The organism is Frigoribacterium sp. CFBP 13729 (genome assembly GCF_014841875.1).
Taxonomy (GTDB): Bacteria; Actinomycetota; Actinomycetes; order Actinomycetales; family Microbacteriaceae; genus Frigoribacterium.
The window spans coordinates 160,824-178,105 of record NZ_JACYUR010000001.1; the positions used below are offsets into that span (position 1 = coordinate 160,824).

A 17,282-nucleotide genomic window follows, 5' to 3' on the forward strand; every position below is an offset into this window, starting at 1 on the left:
CCCGACGTATCGGGGTGCATCGTCCACTTCGAGGTGCGGGACGACCGAGGCGCAGCTGTCGACCCTCGCGGCCGGACGCGGTGCGCGGTAGCGTCTGCCGCACGCACCGACACCGTCGTCGGCGCGACCGAGCCGAGGAGGCGCCCCGTGCCCCGCATCACCCCAGTCCTGTGGTTCGACGGCGAGGCCGAGGCGGCCGCGACGTTCTACGTCTCGCTGTTCCCGGTCTCCCACATCAGCCACGTGTCCCGGTACCCCGACGACTTCCCCGACCCGGCCCTGGCCGGCCAGGCGCTCGTCGTCGAGTTCGACCTCGACGGCCAGGGCTTCCAGGGCCTGAACGGCGGCCCCGGGTTCGTCCCCAACGAGGCCGTCTCGCTCTCGGTGCCGGTCGACGACCAGGAGGAGCTGGACCGGATCTGGGACGCCCTCGCCTCCGACGGCGGCCAGGAGGGGCGGTGCGGCTGGGTCCGCGACCGCTGGGGCTTCTGGTGGCAGGTCGTGCCGAGCGCGATGCAGCGGACGGTCGGCGGGCCCGACCCGGCCGGCGCCTCCCGCGCCATGGAGGCGATGATGGGCATGGGCCGCCTGGTCGTCGCCGACCTCGAGGCCGCCTACCGCGGCGACTGACCTGCCTGCCGCGACGAGAGGCCCCGGATCGATCCGCAGCCGTGGCGCGAGGTCGATCCGAGGCCTCTCGAGCGCCTCCTCAGCTCACCAGTCGTGCACCGTCCCGTCGGCGAGGCGGTTGTAGGGCAGGTAGGCCTGCTCGTAGGGGTACTTGCCGGCCTCGTCGACATCGAGCTCGACCCCGATGCCCGGCTGCTCGCCGGGGTGCAGCATCCCGTCGACGAAGGTGAAGCTCTGCCGGAAGACGGAGTCGGTCTTCTCGCCGTGCTTCATGTACTCCTGGATGCCGAAGTTGTGGATCGCGAGGCCGAGGTGCATCGCGGCGGCCATGCCGACGGGCGAGATGTCGGTCGGCCCGTGCATGCCCGACTTGATCTGGTACTGCGCCGCGTAGTCGAGCACCTTGCGCAGGTGCGTGATCCCGCCGGTGTGGGTGACGGTGCTCCGGACGTAGTCGATCAGCTGCTCGCGGACGATCTGCTGGTAGTCCCAGACCGTGTTGAAGATCTCGCCGATCGCCAGGGGCGTCGTCGTGTGCTGGCGGACGAGCCGCAGCGCCTCCGGGTTCTCGGCCGGGGTGACGTCCTCGAGCCAGAACAGGTCGTAGGGCTCCAGGCTCTTGCCGAGCGAGGCCGCCTGGATCGGCGTCATGCGGTGGTGACCGTCGTGCAGCAGCGGGATCTCGGGCCCGAACTCGTTCCGCACGGCCTCGAAGACGGTCGGCACGTGCCGCAGGTACGAGCGGGTGTCCCAGTCCTCCTCGTTCGGCAGGGCGCCGCGCTGGGCGGGCTCGTGGTCGTAGCGCACGCCCGTGTTGGCGTCGAAGGTGGCGTTCGAGGCGATGCCGTAGATCGACTTCAGCCCGGGCACGCCGGTCTGCACGCGGATGGCCTTGTAGCCCTGCTCCTGGTGGTCGCGCACGCTGTCGAAGAGCTCGTCCAGGTCCTTGCCGGAGGCGTGGCCGTAGGTGAGCAGGCCGGTGCGGGAGGCGCCGCCGAGCAGCTGGTAGAGCGGCATGCCGGCGACCTTCGCCTTGATGTCCCAGAGGGCGACGTCGACGGCGGCGATGGCGGCCATGGTGACGGGGCCGCGGCGCCAGTAGGCGCTGCGGTAGAGGAACTGCCAGGTGTCCTCGATGCGGCCGGGGTCGCGGCCGATCAGCAGCGGCACGACGTGCTCGCTGAGGTAGGCGACGACCGCGAGCTCGCGGCCGTTCAGGGTGGCGTCGCCGAGCCCGGTGACCCCGTCGTCGGTGGTCAGCTTCAGCGTGACGAAGTTGCGGTCAGGGCTGGTGACGACGACCTCGGCCTTGTCGATCTTCATTCGGTCTCCTTCGACTGGATGGTGGCGGCAGCGCCTCCTCACCACCCTGTCGCACCTGGGCGTCACGCGCCAGGGCGTCCTGCGCGCCCGCGGCGTCCTGCGCGCCCGCGGCGTCGCGCGCCAGCAGGGTCGCGCCGGCGACCGCAGCAGGCATCACGACGACGGCCCCGAGGGGCACGAAGAACGACAGCCAGGTCGCCGTGCCGAAGCCCAGGGTCCGCCAGCGGTTCGCCGCCAGTGCCGCCCGTCGCTGTCGCAGCGACCGTCCGCGCGCGTCGAGGGCGAACCCGGTGAGCTCGACGGCGAGGAACCACCCGCCGGTCAGCGCGCCGAGCACGGGCACGAGGGTCTGCCCGACGACCGGGACGAAGCCGCCGACGAACAGGCAGACCCCGACGGCCGCGGTGGCCAGCAGCAGGCGGACGGAGTCGCCGACGCTCCGCAGCACGCCGCGCCAGAACCCCTGGTCGACGTCGGCCGGGGCGTCGCCCTCGCGCTGCTCGACGTGCCGCCAGATGCGCTCGTAGAACGGATCGCCGACGAGCAGCGTCACCGCGGTGAAGGTGACCACGGCGAGCAGCACGGCCAGCAGCGAGACCGCGACGCCGACGCCGACCCGGACGAGCACGCGGCTCCACTCCGGCCACTGGTCGGCGAACGGCGTCGCCAGGACGGCCAGGTCGTCGGCGTGCCCGTTCACGAGCACGAGCAGGGCGACGAAGACGGCGCCGACGATCAGGGCGGGCACGGCCCCGAGCAGCATCAGCCGCGGCGACGTGCCCCAGAGCCGCAGCCCTCGGCCGAGCACCGCGACGCCCGAGCCGAACTCGCGGACTGCCGACACCTCAGCGCACCTCGAGCGGCACGGGCCCGATCGGGGCCGGGAACGCGCGCTCGAGCTGCACGAACGCCTGGTCGTCGAGGTCGACGGCAAGGGCCGCGGCGTCCTCGCGCACGTGGTCGACGCTGCCGGCCTTGACGGCGAGCAGCACGTCGGGTGCGAGCCGCAGCACCCAGGCGATCGCGAGCTGGGCGGGCGTCACGCCGAGGTCGGCAGCGACGGAGGCGACGACCGGGTGGTCGAGGAGCTCGCCGTGGTCGACGGGCGAGTACGCCATGAGCGGCGTCCCCGACTCGCGCAGGCGCGGCAGCAGGTCGTGCTCCGGCCCCCGGCGGGCCAGGTTGTAGAGCACCTGGTCGGTCTGGGGCACCGACGACCCGTCGGTCGCCCTGGCGAGGTCGTCGAGGTCGTCGACGTCGAAGTTGCTGACGCCCCAGCCGCCGATCGCGCCCTCGGCGACCAGCGCCTCCATCGCCTCCACCGTGTCCTCGAGCGGGTGGCCGCCGCGCCAGTGCAGCAGGTAGAGGTCGAGCCGGTCGGTGCCGAGGCGGGCGAGGCTGGCGTGGCACGCGTCGACCGTGCCGCGGCGGCTCGCGTTCGAGGGAAGCACCTTGCTCACGAGGAACACCTCGTCGCGCCGACCTGAGATCGCCTGGGCGACGAGTCGCTCGGAGGCGCCGCGCCCGTACATCTCCGCCGTGTCGACCAGCGTCATGCCGAGGTCGAGCCCTTCGCGGAGGGCCGCCAGCTCGGCGTCGCGTCGACGGGGATCGTCTCCGAGCTCCCAGGTGCCGAGCCCGAGGGCGGGGGCGGTGCGTCCGTCGGGGAACGTGACGCGGGGGTTCTCGTGAGCAGCCATCGCCCCAGTGTGCCCGGGCGACCGATCCCACGGCCCGCCCTCCACGAAACCAGGGGGCGTGATCCCTCCCCAGAGCCGAGGGCTCGCGGCGCCGTCCACAGTCGAGGAGGCGCGGGTCGAGCCGGTACGCCCGCTCCGGCACGGTGGTCCCCATGACCACCTCAGAGCGCACCGTCCCGCCCCTGCCCGCCAGCTCCTCCGAGTCCGCCCTCGCGCAGTGGGCGAGCGTCGTCTGCGACGAGCCCTGCGACGAGGACCTCGTCTACGTCGCGTTCTTCGACCGCGGCGAGTACCCTTGCGCGAACATGATCCGGCTGCGGGGCCTGCCCCGGCTGCCCTACGGCCGCGACGTCGCCTCCCTCGAGCGCGTCGTCCGCGACCAGGCGAACGACGTGCGGGCCCGCTCGGTCGTGCTCGTGTGGCAGCGCGAAGGCGAGACGCCCCTCGACGACCTGGCCGTGGCCACCTGGTCGAGGGGACTCGACGAGAGGCTCCGACGCGGCCCGCTGAGCCTCCGCGGCCAGGTGCGCCGCACGCCGGGCGGGTTCGACCCGGCACCGCGGCTGCCGGGACAGGTCACGGCGAGCGACCTTCCCGAAGGGTTCGACGTTCCGGGCGAGGGCCCGCAGCTGATCCCGATGCGGAATCCGTACCACTGACCGTCGCCGGCCCGCCCGTGCCGTCGCCCGGAGGCGTCCGTCAGCTCACGCGGCGTCGGCGGCTGCGTCGAGCCGCTGCACCTCGTCGGCGGACAGCTTGATCGTCGCGGCGGTGGCTGAGTTCATGATCGTCTGCGGACGAGTGGACCCGGGGATGGGGATGACCAGCTCGGACGCGTGCAGCTCCCACGCGAGGGTCAACACCTGGGGCGAGATCCGGCGCGCGTTGGCGATCTCGGCGAAGACGGCGTGCTTCGTGCCGAGGTCGGCGGCGTTCGTGATGCCGCCCAGCGGGCTCCACGGCAGGAACGCGATGCCCATCTCGTCGCACAGCACGAGCTCCTCGGTGCTCGAGCGGAACGCGGGGGAGTACTGGTTCTGCACGGAGACCAGGCGCCCGTCGAGGACGCCGTTCGCCTCGCGGATCTGGTCGACGGTCGCGTTGGAGATGCCGGCCATCCTGATGACTCCCTCGTCGAGCAGCTCCGCCAGGGCGCCCACCGAGTCGGCGTACGGCACGGCCGGGTCGGGCCGGTGGAACTGGTAGAGACCGATGGTCTCGACGCCGAGGCGCTGTGCGGACGCGCGCGCCGCCTCCTTCAGGTAGGCCGGGTCGCCGTTCTGTGCCCAGGCTCCTGCCTCCGGTCGGAGGTGGCCGCCCTTCGTCGCGACGAGCACGTCCGAGGTGTCGCCGTGGAAGCTCTCGAGCGCCCGAGCGATCAACGACTCGTTGTGCCCGATCTCGTGGGTGCCGGGCTGGTGGTAGGCGTCGGCGGTGTCGATCAGGGTGATGCCCTGCTCGAGAGCGGCGTGGATCGTGGCGATCGCCTGCTTCTCGTCCGGCCGTCCCTCGATCGACAGGGGCATGCCGCCCAGGCCGATCGCGCTCACGGTGACGTCTCCGATGGTCCTCGTCTTCATGGGTCCTCCTCGTGCCGCAGCGGTGCGGCGCTCGTGATCGTGGCGGTCCCCGCACGCGAGGACCCTGCGTCCTGGCTACGCCCGCCCGGCCTCCCCGTTCCCAGGAACGGGCGGCGCCCAGGTGCCTGGCAGGGGGCACGGCGGGGTCTGCCAGGGGAGCCGCCTAGTTTCTCCGCATGACCTCCGAGACCGCCGTGGCCCCGTCCCGGCCCGCCGCCGGCCCGCACGACGACGGTGCTCCCCGTGGTGCGACGCCTCCGGGCGCCCCCGAGCAGGGACTCGGCCGGGCTGCCCGGGCACGAGCTCGGTGGCGTGCCGGGCGAGAGAAGCTCGACGGCTACCCCCGCCTCCGCGTCGCCTACAAGGTCGGGGTGGCGCTGGTGGGCGTCGTCGTGATCGCCGTCGGCCTCGTGCTCGTCCCGCTGCCCGGTCCCGGCTGGTTGATCGTGTTCGTGGGGGTCGCCGTCCTCGGCACCGAGTTCCCGGCCGCACACCGCGTCACGCAGGCCGTGCGACGGCTCGCCCACCGCCTCCGGCTGCGCTGGCGAGCCTGGCGAGCGAACCGGGCCGCCGCGCGCGCCTGACCACCTGCACCGCAGAGGGCCCGTCCGATCATGGACGGGCCCTCTACGGTGCAGGAGCTGTCGCTAGTGCGCGGCCTCGTACTTCACCGGCTCGGGCAGGCCCTTGTCGGCCCGGATCGACCGGGACAGGCGCTCGATCGAGGTGAGGGCCGCGACCACGTCGGCGGCAGTCACCGGGAACGGCATCGAGTGGATGGTCTCCGACTCGACGGTGGCGGCCGCAGCCACCGCCTCGAGCTCCTCGGTGTCGTCCGTGCTCAGGCCGATCTCGGTGAGCGTGTTCGGCAGGCCCACCCGGGTCGTGAACTCGACGAAGTCCTCGATCTCGGCACGGGGTGCCCCCTCGAGCACGAGCTGGGTCAGCGAGCCGATGTTGACCTTCTGGCCGTGGGTCAGGCCGTGCGTCTGCGGGGCGGCGGTCAGGCCGTTGTGGATCGCGTGCGCGGCGGCGAGGCCGCCCGACTCGAAGCCGAGGCCGGAGAGCAGCGTGTTCGCCTCGACGAGCGACTCGAGCGCCGGCGTGACGATCCCGTCGCGGACGGCGTCGAGGGCGGAGAAGGCGTTCTCGTGGATGATGCGCCACGACAGCTCGGCCAGGGCGGTGCCCGCCTGGGTCGCGAGTCCGCCGGCCATCGTGGTCGCGGCGGCCTTCGCCGACGCGCGGGCCTCGATCCAGGTGGCGAGCGCGTCGCCGATCCCCGCCACCAGGAACTGCACGGGGGCGTTCGCGACGAGCTGCGTGTCGATCAGCACGAGGTCGGGGTTCCGCGGGAAGAACCGGTACTCGATGAACTCGCCCTCGTCCGTGTAGACGACGGCGAGCGCCGAGGTCGGCGCGTCGGTCGAGGCGACGGTGGGCACGCTCACCCAGCGGATGCCCGTGGCGTGGCCGGCGGCCTTGGCGGCGTCGATGGCGCTGCCGCCGCCGATCGCCACGACGACGTCCGCGTCCGACGACCGGATCGACTCCGCCAGCTCGTCGATCGCGGCCGGCGTCGCGAACCTGCCGAACGGGACGCGCTCGACGCGCAGCGACTCGGCGGCGAAGCTCGTGCCCACCGCCTCCTCGACCAGGCCCCAGACGACGTCGTCCGCGACGACGAGGGGGCGGCTCCCGATCGGCGCGACGAACTCCCCGAGGCGGGTGATCGCGTCCTTGCCCTGGACGTAGCGGGCGGGGCTCATGACGGTGCGGACGGGAACGGGCATGCGGGTCTTCCTCTCGTTGCGGAACGTGTGTCGTGCACGGTAGGCGGAGCGGCTCCGTGTCCGGTGGACGCCGACACCGACGCCGACGCGCCGCCCAGCCGCGGCCCGATATCGTTGCGGGGTGACGCCCAGTCCTGCCTCCGCCACCGCCTACGAGGTGCTCGGCGTCCCCTCCACGGCGTCCGACGACGACCTGCGACGTGCCTACCGACGCCTCGCCCGCGAGACGCACCCCGACCTCGGCGGCAGCGCCTCGGCCTTCCGCGACCTGCAGCTGGCGTGGGAGGCGGTCGGGACGCCGGAGGCGCGGGCCGCGTACGACCGTCGGCGCCCGTCGTCGTCGACGTCTGGCCGCTCGGGCTCGGCGTCGTCCTCCTCCGGCGCCCCCGCGCCCGGCTGGGCCCCGCCGCCCCGTGACCCCCAGCGCACCGACTCCCGGCCACGGGCCCGGGTGCACGGCCATCCCGGCGGCGCCAACCGGGAGCGATACCTGTCGCTGATGCGCGAGTGGGTCGGCCGCGGCGTCCCCCTCGACGACCCCTACGACGAGGCCCTCGTGCGGACCGCGCCCCCGGAGATCCGGCACGTGCTCGCCGACGCCCTCGCCGAGGAGGCGACGGTCGCGATCGTCACCGGGCTCGGCATCGGCTTCACCATCTGGAGCGACGTCGACGCCGGCCCCGACGGCAAGCTCGACCACATAGTGCTCGGCCCCTCGGGCCTCTTCGCCGTGCAGTCGTCCGACTGGGGGAGCGAGGTCACCGTGTCCAAGGGCGACCTCGTCGGCCCGGGCATCCCCCTCGACGAGCAGCCGGTCCGCGACGTGACGAGGCAGGCCCGCGCCGTCCGGCGCGAGACCCGGGTGTCGTTCACCCACCAGCTGATCGTCGTGCCCGACGACGACCTGCCCACGGCGCTCGAGCAGGTCGGGCGGGGTCGACGGGGCAGCACGTGGGTGCTCCGGCGCTCGCTCCTCGCCCAGGTGCTGCGGCACGGTCCCGAGCTGGGCGACCGGACGGCGCTCTCCGACGTCTTCGAGATCCGGGAGCGCCTCCAGCAGGCCGTCCGCTTCGTGTGAACCGGGAACCGCCTCGGGGCGCGCCCTTCCCGGGGCACGTCCCGAGGCGCACACTGGTGTCCCGATCCAGGAGGTCCCCGTGTTCGAGCCCGTCAGCGCCTACAGCGGCTTCAGCGTCGACGACGTCCCGGCGGCGGCCGAGTTCTGGGGCGAGGTGCTCGGACTGGCCGTCACGCCCCTCATGGACGGCACGATGCTGCAGGTCGAGCTGCCCGGCAGCGCCGGGAGGGTCCTCGTCTACGGCAAGGACGACCACCGGCCCGCAGGCTTCACCGTCCTCAACCTCGTCGTCGACGACCTCGACGTCGCCCTGGCCGGCCTCGCCGAGCGCGGGCTGAGGCCCGACCCGGGCGGGCCCTGGGCGGGCGAGGACCAGGTCGTCCGCGGGCGCGCCTCGGGCCACGGCCCCGACATCGCCTGGTTCCACGACCCCGCAGGGAACGTCTTCTCCGTCCAGCAGCAGTGACGGCAGACGCGGGCCGAGGCGGCAGCAGCACGAGCGGAGGGCTGGCCCGACATCGGGTTCCGGGCCAGCCCCCTGTCCTCGTTCGGAGTCCCCGGCCCGCCGGTTGGGTGTCACGTCGTCCTCGGAGCGGCGGCCGGTAACCTTGGGGCACCGACCCGAGGAGCACCAGCGATGACGCGCGACGCCGAACCCCGCCCCGCCGCCGACCGACCGATCGCGGCGTTCCTGTCCGTCGCGGCGGGCGTGCTGGCCTTCGCGGTGCCCATCCCGGCCCTCAACGTGGTCTTCTCCCTCGGCGCCCTCGTCTACGGCGTGCTCGGCCTCCGACGCAGCCGGGCGCTGCGCTCTCGCGGTCCGCTGCGCTCGGGGCTCGTCCTCGCGATCGTCGGCCTCGTGCTCGGGGCCCTGGCGGTGCTCGGCACGGTGGCGGGCCTCGTCGTCCTGTCCCAGCGCTCGTGACCGTCCACGGGCCCGCCGACGGCTGGGTCGAGAGCCCCGACGGCCGACGGTTCTGGGGCCGCGCCGGGGCTGCCGGCCTGCTCGCCGTCGACGCCGCCGACCGCGTCCTCCTCCAGCACCGCGTCGAGTGGAGCCACTTCGGCGGCACCTGGGGCCTGCCCGGGGGCGCGCGCGACTTCGACGAGACCGCCGTGGCCGGAGCCCTCCGCGAGGCAGGCGAGGAGGCCGCCGTCCCCGCCGACGCCCTGCGACTGCGGTCCGAGTCGGTCCTCGACCTCGGCTTCTGGTCGTACACCACCGTCGTCGCGGCCGTCACGCGCGACTTCGACCCCGTCATCTCCGACGCCGAGAGCCTCGAGCTGCGCTGGGTCCCTCGAGCCGAGCTCGACGTCCTCCCGCTGCACCCGGGGCTCGCGGCGTCCTGGCCCGGCCTCCGCGCCCAGCTCGACGACGACGTGCACCTGGTCGTCGACGGGGCGAACGTCGTAGGGTCGCGGCCCGACGGCTGGTGGCGGGACCGCGCAGGAGGCGCCGCCCGCCTCCTCGGGTCCCTGGCCGACGCGCTCGCGGTCGGCCTCCCCGCCCGGCTCCTGTCGGACGCCCCGCCCGAGGGCCCCGGCGCCGCCACGTCCTGGTGGCCGACGACGACGGTCGTGCTCGAGGGCGAGGCCCGCCGAGCCCCCGACGTCGACGGGCTCACGGTGCGTCGCGCACCTGGCGAGGGCGACGACGCGATCGTCGTCGAGGTCGAGCAGCGCGTGGCCGCTGCCGTCGGCTCTGGAGCGACGCCCCGGGTCGTCGTGGTGACGGCCGATCGTGGCCTGGCCGACCGTGTGCGGGCCGCGGGCGGCGCCGTCGTCGGTCCCCGGCGCCTCCTCGACCTGCTCGGCTGACGGCACGGAGGCCCTCCCTCCGGACCGGGAGGAAGGGCCTTCGCGCGTATCGGGGGTCAGGCTGCGGGGCCCTCGCCGAGGGTCACCGTCGCGGTGTGGCTCGTGCCGGTCGCGTCGGTCCAGGTCAGCTGCACCTGGTCGCCGGCGTCGTGCGCCTGGACGGCCGCGGTCAGGGCCGAGGCGTCCGCCACGGCGGTGCCGTCGAGCGCGGTGACGGTGTCGCCCGCGACGAGGCCGGCCGACTCCGCGGCGCTGCCCTCGACGGTGCCGGCGATCGCGACGCCTGCCCCGGTGCCCGTCGCCGTGCCCGAGATCTGGGCGCCGAGGAACGCGGGGAGCCCGATCTGGATCGTCGAGCTGCCCTGACCCGCGACGATCTGCTTCGCGATCGACAGCGCGTGCGAGATCGGGATGGCGTAGCCGGTGATCGGATCGGCGCCCGAGGAGGCGGCGGTCACGATCCCGACGACCTCGCCGTCGGCGTCGCGCAGCGGCCCGCCGGAGTCGCCCGAGACGACGTCCGACTGCAGCTCGATCAGGCCCGACAGCGACTCCGTGCCGCTGCCCGTCTCGCTGGCGACGGAGATCGCCTGGTCGGTCGCGAGCACCGTGCCCTCGGCCGTCACCAGGTCCCCGGTGCCGCCGGCGTTGCCCGTCGAGTGCACGGCGTCGCCGGTGGCCACGTCGCCCGAGGCGTCGAAGTCCACGGGCGTCAGCCCGCTCGCGTCCTCGAGCTGCAGCACGGCGACGTCGTTCGTGGCGTCGGTGCCGACGACCTTCGCGGTGTAGGTCTGCCCGGTCGTCTCGTCGGTGACCTCGATGCTCGTCGCGCCCTGCACCACGTGGTTGTTCGTGAGCACCAGCCCGTCCGCCGTCATGACCATCCCGGTGCCGGCCGACTCGTACGACGAGTCGTAGTTCAGGGTGCTGACGATCGTCACGACGCCCTTCGTCTCGTCCGCGGTCGCCGCCGTGGCGGACGACTCGGAGGCGCCCGTGCCGCCGGTGCTGCCCGTGCCGCCCTGAGCCTGGCCGGGGAGCAGCTGGCCCCCCGAGGACGACCCCTCCGACCTGCCGAACGGCGAGCCCTGCGAGGGCAGCTGCTGGGGCGAGAGCTGGTAGGTCTGCTGGCGTGCCTCCGCGGCGGCGAGGCCGACGGAGTGGCCGAGCGACCAGGCGCCCACGCTCGCCCCGCCGACGCCGAGAACGAGGACGGCGGCGGCGCCGGTCACGAGGGCCCAGCGGGCGGGGCGGCGGCGACGGGAGGGGCGGGGACCGAAGGCCGAGGGGAGGGTCGGGCCGGACGCGGCCGTGCCGCCCTGCGTCGCGGCCGGGTCCTCCGCGGCGGCGGACACGAAGCGTGCGTCCGAGGAGCCCGTCACGTGGGGGAGCGTGCGGGCCTCTGCCGGAGCCCGGTCCGTCGCGCTCGGGGTCGGGGTCGAGCTCGTGTTCGGCGTCGGCGTCGTCGCGGGCGTCGGCTGGTCAGCGGTGCGGTCGGCGTCGCTCTCGCGGTCGTTCATGGGGTGCCTCCTGGGGCGGTGGTCGAGGTGATGAGGACCATGGAACGAGGTCCGCCGATGGATTCCCTATGAACCGCCGAGGAGGTGGTCGTGAGTTCTCGGAGGGACCGCCGACAGCCCTGGGCCGTGTCCTCCCTTCGGCGGACGATCGTCCGTCCCCGGGCGGTCCGCCCCGAAAAGCGTTGTCGTCCGGTGCCGCCGATCCGATACGCTGGTCACCCGAAGGAGGTCCACGATGGCAGAGCCCGTTCACCACGTGCCCGACGAGCACCGCCCCGACGAGGGCAGCTCCGGCGCGCACACGGCACACACCCCCGCGCAGGGCGTCCCCGGGTCCTCCCGCGAGGTCGACACCACCCTCAGCTTCAACGAGGAGTACCAGGCGCAGCTCGCCGCGCTCCAGGGGGGTGCCACGTCCGACGAGGGCGAGGCGGTCGCCGCGCTCCCCTCCGGCTCCGCTCTCCTCGTCGTCCGACGGGGCCCGAACATCGGTGCCCGGTTCCTCCTCGACTCCGACGTCACGGTGGCCGGCCGGCACCCCGACGCGGGCATCTTCCTCGACGACGTCACGGTCAGCCGCAAGCACGCCGAGTTCCGTCGGTCGGGCACGACGTTCACGGTCAACGACCTCGGCTCGCTCAACGGAACGTACTTCGACGGCGTCCGCATCGACGAGGCCCTGCTCAGCGACGGCGCCGAGGTGCAGGTCGGCAAGTTCCGCCTCACCTTCTACGCCTCGCGCGTCGACCTGGCCACCCTGGCCCTCCAGTAGTGCCCGGCTCCGCCGCCGCCCGGTCGTCGCCGACCGGGTCGGCAGACCTGTTGACGATCGGGCAGGTCCTGGCGCGTCTCAAGCCCGAGTTCCCCGACCTGAGCAACAGCAAACTCCGGTTCCTCGAAGAACGCCAACTGGTCACGCCCGTGCGCACCGCGTCGGGCTACCGCAAGTTCTCGTCCGCCGACGTCGAGCGCCTGCGGTTCATCCTCGGGCTGCAGCGCGACCACTACCTGCCCCTCAAGGTCATCCGTCAGCACCTCGACGACCTCGATGCGGGTCGACCCTCCACCCTTCCGACGGGCTCCGCTCCCGTCTCGATGCTCTCCACCGTGCGCCGGTTCTCCCGAGCCGACCTGCTCCGCGAGTCGGGCGCCTCCTCGGCCCTGCTCGACGACGCGATCGCGTCGTCCCTGATCTCGCCGTCCGAGACGTACGGAGACGAGCCCCTCGCCGTGCTCGTCGCCCTGGTCGAGCTCGGTCGCTCGGGCATCGAGCCCCGTCACCTGCGGAGCTTCCGTGCAGCCGCCGAACGAGAGCTCAGCCTCATCGAGAGCGCGCTCGCGTCGGTCGCTCGGCGTCGCGACCCTGCCGGTCGGGCACGGGTCGCCGAGCTCTCCCGAGAGCTCGCCGGGCAGCTCGAGGTGGTCCGCACCTCCCTCATCCGCTCCGCCCTCGACCGCCTCGACACGTAGACGTCGGCGCCGTCGACGAATATCCTCGACACGCCGACTCCTCGACGCGGATGTCGCCTCGACGAGCACCCGATGTGGGTACCGTGGGACCAGGTCGAACCATCAACCCGGTGTTGAATGTTTCGGGTCAGATCGCGACGTGGAAGGCAACTGCATGAACGAGTCAGGTTCCCCTGAGGGATCCCGCTACGAGCGGGGCCTGCTCTTCACGGACGGCATGCCCGAGCTCGACGCCGACAGCGGCTACCGCGGCACCGTCGCGGCTCGCGCCGCCGGCATCAGCTACCGCCAGCTCGACTACTGGGCCCGGACCGGCCTCGTCGAGCCCACCATCCGCAGCGCCGCCGGCTCGGGCTCGCAGCGGCTCTACGGCTTCCGCGACATCCTCGTGCTCAAGCTCGTGAAGCGCCTGCTCGACACCGGCATCTCGCTCCAGCAGATCCGTACCGCCGTGAACCAGCTGAGGGAGGCGGGGGTCAGCGACCTGGCGCAGACCACGCTCATGAGCGACGGCGCCAGCGTCTACCTCTGCACGTCCGACGACGAGGTCATCGACCTCGTGAGCCGCGGTCAGGGCGTCTTCGGCATCGCTGTCGGCAAGGTCCTCCGCGAGGTCGAGACGAGCCTCGTCGAGCTCGACAGCACCCCCGCGGCCGATCCCTCCGACGAGCTGGCCGCCCGTCGAGGCGACCGCGCCAGCTGACCTGCCACGGTCAGCGTCCGGTCGAGCGCTGCTCGGGACTCACCAGGCGCAGCGTCCTGGGGTCTCGGCGCCCGCGAGCGGTGGCTTCTCGTCTCCTGCCCACGTGGCTCGTCCCGTCCTCCGCAGCGACACGGCAGGGCGCGGGGCCCCGTAGACGTGTGCCGGCGGTTGCACGCCAGGGGACGTGCGCCTGCGGGCGTGCCTCGACCGGCGTGCGGAGGGGCGACCGGTCTCAGCGCGCGGCGGGTTCGGCGTAGTCGCCGATCTTCGCCGTGCGCATGATGCGCTCGAGCAGCTGGTCGAAGTTTCGGGCCATCTCCTGCGCGCTCTCGCCGGGCCAGACGTGCAGGGGCTTCGCGGCGCCCTGCGCCTGCTGCAGCGAGGTCCGCTCGGGCAGCTGCGGGCTCAGGACGAGGGGCCCGAACATGTCGCGGAGCTCCTTGATGCGGAACTGGTGCTCGATCGACTGGACGCGAGCACGGTTGACGATGATGCCGAGGGGCTGGAGCCGAGGGGAGAGGCCGCGGCGGATCTCCTCGATCGCCCGCAGGGCACGGTCCGCCGCGGCGACGCTGAAGAGACCGGGCTCGGTGACCACGGTGACGCGGTCGGAGGCGGCCCAGGCGGTGCGCGTCAGGGCGTTCAGGGAGGGAGCGCAGTCGATGAGGACGAGGTCGTAGTCGGCCTCGACGTTGGCGAGCGCCTCCTCGAGCTTCCAGATGTCGCGGATCGACGGGTGCGGGCCGTCGAAGTTGATGGCCGAGGGGCTGCCGATCATGACGTCGATCTTGCCCGTGCGGCCCTTGGTCCAGCCGCTGGGGGCGATGGCGGCCCGGACCGTCTTCTCCTTCGGCGACGCGAGGACGTCGGCGACGTTGAGGTGCCCCGCGACGGTGATGTCGAGGCCGGTCGAGACGTCGGACTGCGGGTCGAGGTCGACCACCAGGGTCCGGAGGCCCTTGGCGAAGGCCGCCGACGTGAGTCCGAGCGTCACGGTCGTCTTGCCGACGCCGCCTTTGAGAGAACTGACGCTGAGTACATGCACGACGACGACGATACCGTCACTATTCTTGAAGCACCTGCACGCCACGTCGCCCGACGGGCGATCCCGGCAGGCTCCCTCGTCTCCGGTGGCTCCGAGCCCCGTCCCCGTTCCTTCCCCAGGAGGTGCTCGTCGTGAGCGTCCGCCCCATCCGACTCTTCGGCGACCCGGTGCTCCGGTCGCCCTCCGACCCTGTCCGCGTGGGCGACGCCCGACTGGCCTCGCTAGTCGACGACCTCCTCGACACCGTGCGCGAGCCCGGTCGTGCGGGCGTGGCCGCTCCCCAGATCGGCGTCGGCCTCCGGGCCTTCAGCTACAACGTCGACGGCGAGGTCGGCTACGTCCTGAACCCTGAGATCACGGAACTCTCGGGCGAGAAGGAGCTGGTGGAGGAGGGCTGCCTCTCCGTGCCGGGCTTCTGGTTCCCGACCCCGCGCTGGTCGCGGGCCCGCGTCGAGGGCATCGACCTCGACGGCGAGCCGGTCGTGCTCGAGGGCGACGGGCTCATGGCGCAGGCGCTCCAGCACGAGACGGACCACCTCGCCGGCACCCTCTACGTCATGACCCTCGAGACCGAGACCCGCCGCGACGCCCTGCGGCAGATCCGGGCCAGCGACTGGTGGCGGGCCTGACCGGACCTCGACCGGCGGCGCCCGCGGCGCCGCCGGCACGGGTGCCGCGCGCGGTCAGGCGGTCGGCCCCGGCTTGTCCGCGGACGAGACGGTCCTGACCGACTCCGTGTTGGGGTAGACGGAGTAGAGGTCGGCGATCTGGCCGGCGAAGTCCTCGACGACGACGGCGCGCTTGACGCTCATCTTCGGCGTCAGGTGCCCGCTGGCCTCGGTCAGCTCGATCGGCAGCACGACGAACTTGCGGATCGACTCCGCCCGGGAGACCGCCTCGTTCGCGAGGTCGACCGCCCTCTGCACCTCGGCCAGCACGGCGGGGTGCTCGGCAGCCTCCGCGAGCGGCATGTCCGCGGCCTCTCCCGCGTTGTTGAGCCAGACCGGCAGCATCTCGGTGTCGAGGGTGACGAGCGCCGAGATGAACGGGCGCTGGTCGCCCACCACGACGACCTGGGCGACGAGGGGGTTCGCGCGGATCGGGTCCTCGAGCACGGCGGGGGCGACGTTCTTGCCCCCGGCGGTGACGATGATCTCCTTCTTCCGACCCGTGATGGTGAGGTAGCCGTCAGAGTCGAGGCTGCCGAGGTCGCCGGTGCGGAACCAGCCGTCCTGCATGACCGCGGCCGTCTCCTCCTCGTTCCTCCAGTAGCCCGCGAAGACGTTCTCGCCCTTGACCAGCACCTCGCCGTCGTCGTCGATCCGCAGCGAGACACCCGGGAGCGCCGGTCCGACGGTGCCGATCTTGAACCGCGACACGAGGTTCACCGAGGCCGGAGCCGTGGTCTCGGTCAGGCCGTAGCCCTCGAGGATGCGGATGTCGAGGCTGCGGAAGAAGTGTCCGAGGCGGGTGCCGAGCGGGGCCGAGCCCGAGACGGCGTAGCGGATGTTCCCGCCCATCGCCTTCTTCAGCTTGCGGTACACGAGCCGGTCGAAGAGGGCGAAGCGCAGGCGCAGGCCGACGGGCACCGTCCCCTCGTCGAGGGCCTTGGAGTGCGCGATGGCCACCGCGACGGCCTGACGGAAGATGCCGCCCTTGCCCGAGGCCTCGGCCTTCTGCTCGGCGGAGTTGTAGACCTTCTCGAACACCCGCGGCACCGCGAGCAGGAACGAGGGGCGGAAGGAGGCGAGCGACGGCAGGAGCTGCTTGGTGTCGGCCTGGTGGCCCACCTTGACCCCGGCGTGCACCGACATCACCGCGATGAAGCGGGCGAAGACGTGGGCCGTCGTGATGAACAGCAGGGTCGACGAGCCCGGTGCCACGACGTCGCCCATGGCCACCGCGGCGTTGCGGCTGGTCTCGACGAAGTTGGCGTGCGTCAGCATGCAGCCCTTGGGGCGGCCCGTGGTGCCCGACGTGTAGATGATGGTCGCGAGGTCGTCCCCGTTCGCCAGCGTGCGGCGGCGCTCGAGCTCGTCGTCCGGCACGCCCCGCCCGGAGCGGGCCAGCTTCTCGAGGTCGCCGAGGTCGATCTGCCAGACGTGGGCGACGTCCGGCAGCTCGGGGTGCACCTCGTCGAAGCGGGCGAAGTGGTCCGGCGTCTCGACGATCACGGCCACGGCGCCCGAGTCGCTGAGGTTCCAGTGCACCTGGCTCGGCGACGACGTCTCGTAGACGGGCACGAGCAGCGCGCCGGCGAACCAGACCGCGAAGTCGACGAGCGTCCACTCGTAGCGGGTGCGGCTCATCAGGCCCACCACGTCGCCGGGCTGGATGCCGGCGGCGATGAGGCCCTTGGCGACCTCGCGCACCCGGGCGGCGAACTCGGCGGCGGTGACGTCGGTCCAGCCTCCCGTACCGTCGGGCACGGAGAACAACGGCTCGTTCGGCGTCGCCGCCGCCCGCTCCACGAGCAGGTCTGTCGCGTTGGCGGTCGGGTCGGCAGGGACCACGAGGGGGACGGTGTGTTCGTTCACGGCAGCTCCTTCGGCACCGGCAGGGTCCGACGAGCTTAGCGGGGCCCCCTCCGTCCGTCCCGGGACGACCTGCGGGCGTCGTGGA

General features: G+C 73.0%; 19 protein-coding genes. 11 read left to right on the forward strand and 8 right to left on the reverse strand.

The features are described 5' to 3' along the window. The first annotated feature begins 147 nt into the window (after positions 1-147). Positions 148-630, forward strand: a complete 483-nt coding sequence (locus IFT77_RS00660; protein WP_192169000.1) for a VOC family protein — start codon at positions 148-150, stop codon at positions 628-630. Between the two features lie 84 nt (positions 631-714). On the opposite strand, the gene manD is transcribed toward IFT77_RS00660, so the two are convergent. From manD to IFT77_RS00675, 3 genes are read right to left on the reverse strand one after another with little or no spacing between them, the layout of a single operon-like run. Beyond that, the gene (manD, locus tag IFT77_RS00665; protein WP_192169001.1) at positions 715-1,953 is read right to left on the reverse strand and encodes a D-mannonate dehydratase ManD; all 1,239 of its coding nucleotides are present in this window, start codon (positions 1,951-1,953) and stop codon (positions 715-717) included. Beyond that, positions 1,913-2,797, reverse strand: a complete 885-nt coding sequence (locus IFT77_RS00670) for an EI24 domain-containing protein (RefSeq protein WP_197980375.1) — start codon at positions 2,795-2,797, stop codon at positions 1,913-1,915. Before IFT77_RS00670 ends, manD begins: the two co-directional genes overlap by 41 nt. Before the next feature lies 1 nt (position 2,798). Next, complete coding sequence (locus IFT77_RS00675; RefSeq protein WP_192169002.1) at positions 2,799-3,653, reverse strand: aldo/keto reductase; 855 nt, start codon at positions 3,651-3,653, stop codon at positions 2,799-2,801. 152 nt (positions 3,654-3,805) lie between these two features. Between IFT77_RS00675 and IFT77_RS00680 the strand changes: the two genes are divergently transcribed. After that, complete coding sequence (locus tag IFT77_RS00680) at positions 3,806-4,312, forward strand: hypothetical protein (protein WP_192169003.1); 507 nt, start codon at positions 3,806-3,808, stop codon at positions 4,310-4,312. A 45-nt stretch (positions 4,313-4,357) separates the two neighbouring features. Here the strand turns inward: IFT77_RS00680 and IFT77_RS00685 are convergent, their stop codons facing one another. Then, positions 4,358-5,233, reverse strand: coding sequence for an aldo/keto reductase (locus IFT77_RS00685; protein WP_192169004.1), 876 nt, complete (start codon positions 5,231-5,233; stop codon positions 4,358-4,360). 176 nt (positions 5,234-5,409) lie between these two features. Between IFT77_RS00685 and IFT77_RS00690 the strand changes: the two genes are divergently transcribed. Next, on the forward strand, positions 5,410-5,817 hold the full coding sequence (locus tag IFT77_RS00690) for a PGPGW domain-containing protein (protein ID WP_192041569.1): 408 nt from the start codon (positions 5,410-5,412) through the stop codon (positions 5,815-5,817). A gap of 63 nt (positions 5,818-5,880) precedes the next feature. Here IFT77_RS00690 and IFT77_RS00695 read toward each other — a convergent pair whose 3' ends face one another. Then, complete coding sequence (locus IFT77_RS00695) at positions 5,881-7,026, reverse strand: glycerol dehydrogenase (RefSeq protein WP_192041570.1); 1,146 nt, start codon at positions 7,024-7,026, stop codon at positions 5,881-5,883. Between the two features lie 121 nt (positions 7,027-7,147). Here IFT77_RS00695 and IFT77_RS00700 point away from each other — a divergent pair, with 121 nt between their 5' ends. The 4 genes from IFT77_RS00700 to IFT77_RS00715 all read left to right on the forward strand — a co-directional run bounded on the left by IFT77_RS00700 (position 7,148) and on the right by IFT77_RS00715 (position 9,922). Next, positions 7,148-8,104, forward strand: a complete 957-nt coding sequence (locus tag IFT77_RS00700; RefSeq protein WP_192041571.1) for a DnaJ domain-containing protein — start codon at positions 7,148-7,150, stop codon at positions 8,102-8,104. Between the two features lie 79 nt (positions 8,105-8,183). Beyond that, complete coding sequence (locus IFT77_RS00705) at positions 8,184-8,570, forward strand: VOC family protein (RefSeq protein WP_192041572.1); 387 nt, start codon at positions 8,184-8,186, stop codon at positions 8,568-8,570. Positions 8,571-8,741: 171 nt separating this feature from the next. Next, the gene (locus IFT77_RS00710) at positions 8,742-9,029 is read left to right on the forward strand and encodes a hypothetical protein (RefSeq protein ID WP_192169005.1); all 288 of its coding nucleotides are present in this window, start codon (positions 8,742-8,744) and stop codon (positions 9,027-9,029) included. Further along, complete coding sequence (locus tag IFT77_RS00715; protein ID WP_192169006.1) at positions 9,026-9,922, forward strand: NUDIX domain-containing protein; 897 nt, start codon at positions 9,026-9,028, stop codon at positions 9,920-9,922. Before IFT77_RS00710 ends, IFT77_RS00715 begins: the two co-directional genes overlap by 4 nt. Positions 9,923-9,978: 56 nt before the next feature. Here the strand turns inward: IFT77_RS00715 and IFT77_RS00720 are convergent, their stop codons facing one another. Beyond that, the gene (locus tag IFT77_RS00720; RefSeq protein ID WP_192169007.1) at positions 9,979-11,442 is read right to left on the reverse strand and encodes a S1C family serine protease; all 1,464 of its coding nucleotides are present in this window, start codon (positions 11,440-11,442) and stop codon (positions 9,979-9,981) included. A 235-nt stretch (positions 11,443-11,677) separates the two neighbouring features. Between IFT77_RS00720 and IFT77_RS00725 the strand changes: the two genes are divergently transcribed. The 3 genes from IFT77_RS00725 (at position 11,678) to IFT77_RS00735 (ending at position 13,615) form a co-directional block, all read left to right on the forward strand. After that, on the forward strand, positions 11,678-12,214 hold the full coding sequence (locus tag IFT77_RS00725; protein WP_192041576.1) for an FHA domain-containing protein: 537 nt from the start codon (positions 11,678-11,680) through the stop codon (positions 12,212-12,214). Then, positions 12,214-12,912: a MerR family transcriptional regulator gene (locus IFT77_RS00730; RefSeq protein ID WP_192041577.1), complete on the forward strand. Its 699-nt coding sequence runs from the start codon at positions 12,214-12,216 to the stop codon at positions 12,910-12,912. Before IFT77_RS00725 ends, IFT77_RS00730 begins: the two co-directional genes overlap by 1 nt. A gap of 154 nt (positions 12,913-13,066) precedes the next feature. Continuing rightward, on the forward strand, positions 13,067-13,615 hold the full coding sequence (locus IFT77_RS00735) for a MerR family transcriptional regulator (RefSeq protein WP_123545541.1): 549 nt from the start codon (positions 13,067-13,069) through the stop codon (positions 13,613-13,615). A gap of 232 nt (positions 13,616-13,847) precedes the next feature. On the opposite strand, the gene IFT77_RS00740 is transcribed toward IFT77_RS00735, so the two are convergent. Beyond that, the gene (locus tag IFT77_RS00740; protein WP_123545543.1) at positions 13,848-14,660 is read right to left on the reverse strand and encodes a ParA family protein; all 813 of its coding nucleotides are present in this window, start codon (positions 14,658-14,660) and stop codon (positions 13,848-13,850) included. Positions 14,661-14,791: 131 nt separating this feature from the next. On the opposite strand from IFT77_RS00740, the gene def reads away from it, so the two are divergent. Next, complete coding sequence (gene def, locus IFT77_RS00745; protein ID WP_133737430.1) at positions 14,792-15,289, forward strand: peptide deformylase; 498 nt, start codon at positions 14,792-14,794, stop codon at positions 15,287-15,289. Between the two features lie 54 nt (positions 15,290-15,343). On the opposite strand, the gene IFT77_RS00750 is transcribed toward def, so the two are convergent. Continuing rightward, complete coding sequence (locus IFT77_RS00750; protein WP_192041578.1) at positions 15,344-17,197, reverse strand: AMP-dependent synthetase/ligase; 1,854 nt, start codon at positions 17,195-17,197, stop codon at positions 15,344-15,346. Positions 17,198-17,282: the final 85 nt, after the last annotated feature.

Excerpts from the sequence above, each read along its gene's own strand:
- manD (WP_192169001.1), bottom strand. The coding sequence starts at position 1,953 with ATGAAGATCGACAAGGCCGAGGTCGTCGTCACCAGCCCTGACCGCAAC.
- IFT77_RS00675 (WP_192169002.1), bottom strand. The coding sequence starts at position 3,653 with ATGGCTGCTCACGAGAACCCCCGCGTCACGTTCCCCGACGGACGCACC.
- IFT77_RS00680 (WP_192169003.1), top strand. The coding sequence starts at position 3,806 with ATGACCACCTCAGAGCGCACCGTCCCGCCCCTGCCCGCCAGCTCCTCC.
- IFT77_RS00685 (WP_192169004.1), bottom strand. The coding sequence starts at position 5,233 with ATGAAGACGAGGACCATCGGAGACGTCACCGTGAGCGCGATCGGCCTG.
- IFT77_RS00690 (WP_192041569.1), top strand. The coding sequence starts at position 5,410 with ATGACCTCCGAGACCGCCGTGGCCCCGTCCCGGCCCGCCGCCGGCCCG.
- IFT77_RS00695 (WP_192041570.1), bottom strand. The coding sequence starts at position 7,026 with ATGCCCGTTCCCGTCCGCACCGTCATGAGCCCCGCCCGCTACGTCCAG.
- IFT77_RS00710 (WP_192169005.1), top strand. The coding sequence starts at position 8,742 with ATGACGCGCGACGCCGAACCCCGCCCCGCCGCCGACCGACCGATCGCG.
- IFT77_RS00720 (WP_192169007.1), bottom strand. The coding sequence starts at position 11,442 with ATGAACGACCGCGAGAGCGACGCCGACCGCACCGCTGACCAGCCGACG.
- IFT77_RS00725 (WP_192041576.1), top strand. The coding sequence starts at position 11,678 with ATGGCAGAGCCCGTTCACCACGTGCCCGACGAGCACCGCCCCGACGAG.
- IFT77_RS00735 (WP_123545541.1), top strand. The coding sequence starts at position 13,067 with ATGAACGAGTCAGGTTCCCCTGAGGGATCCCGCTACGAGCGGGGCCTG.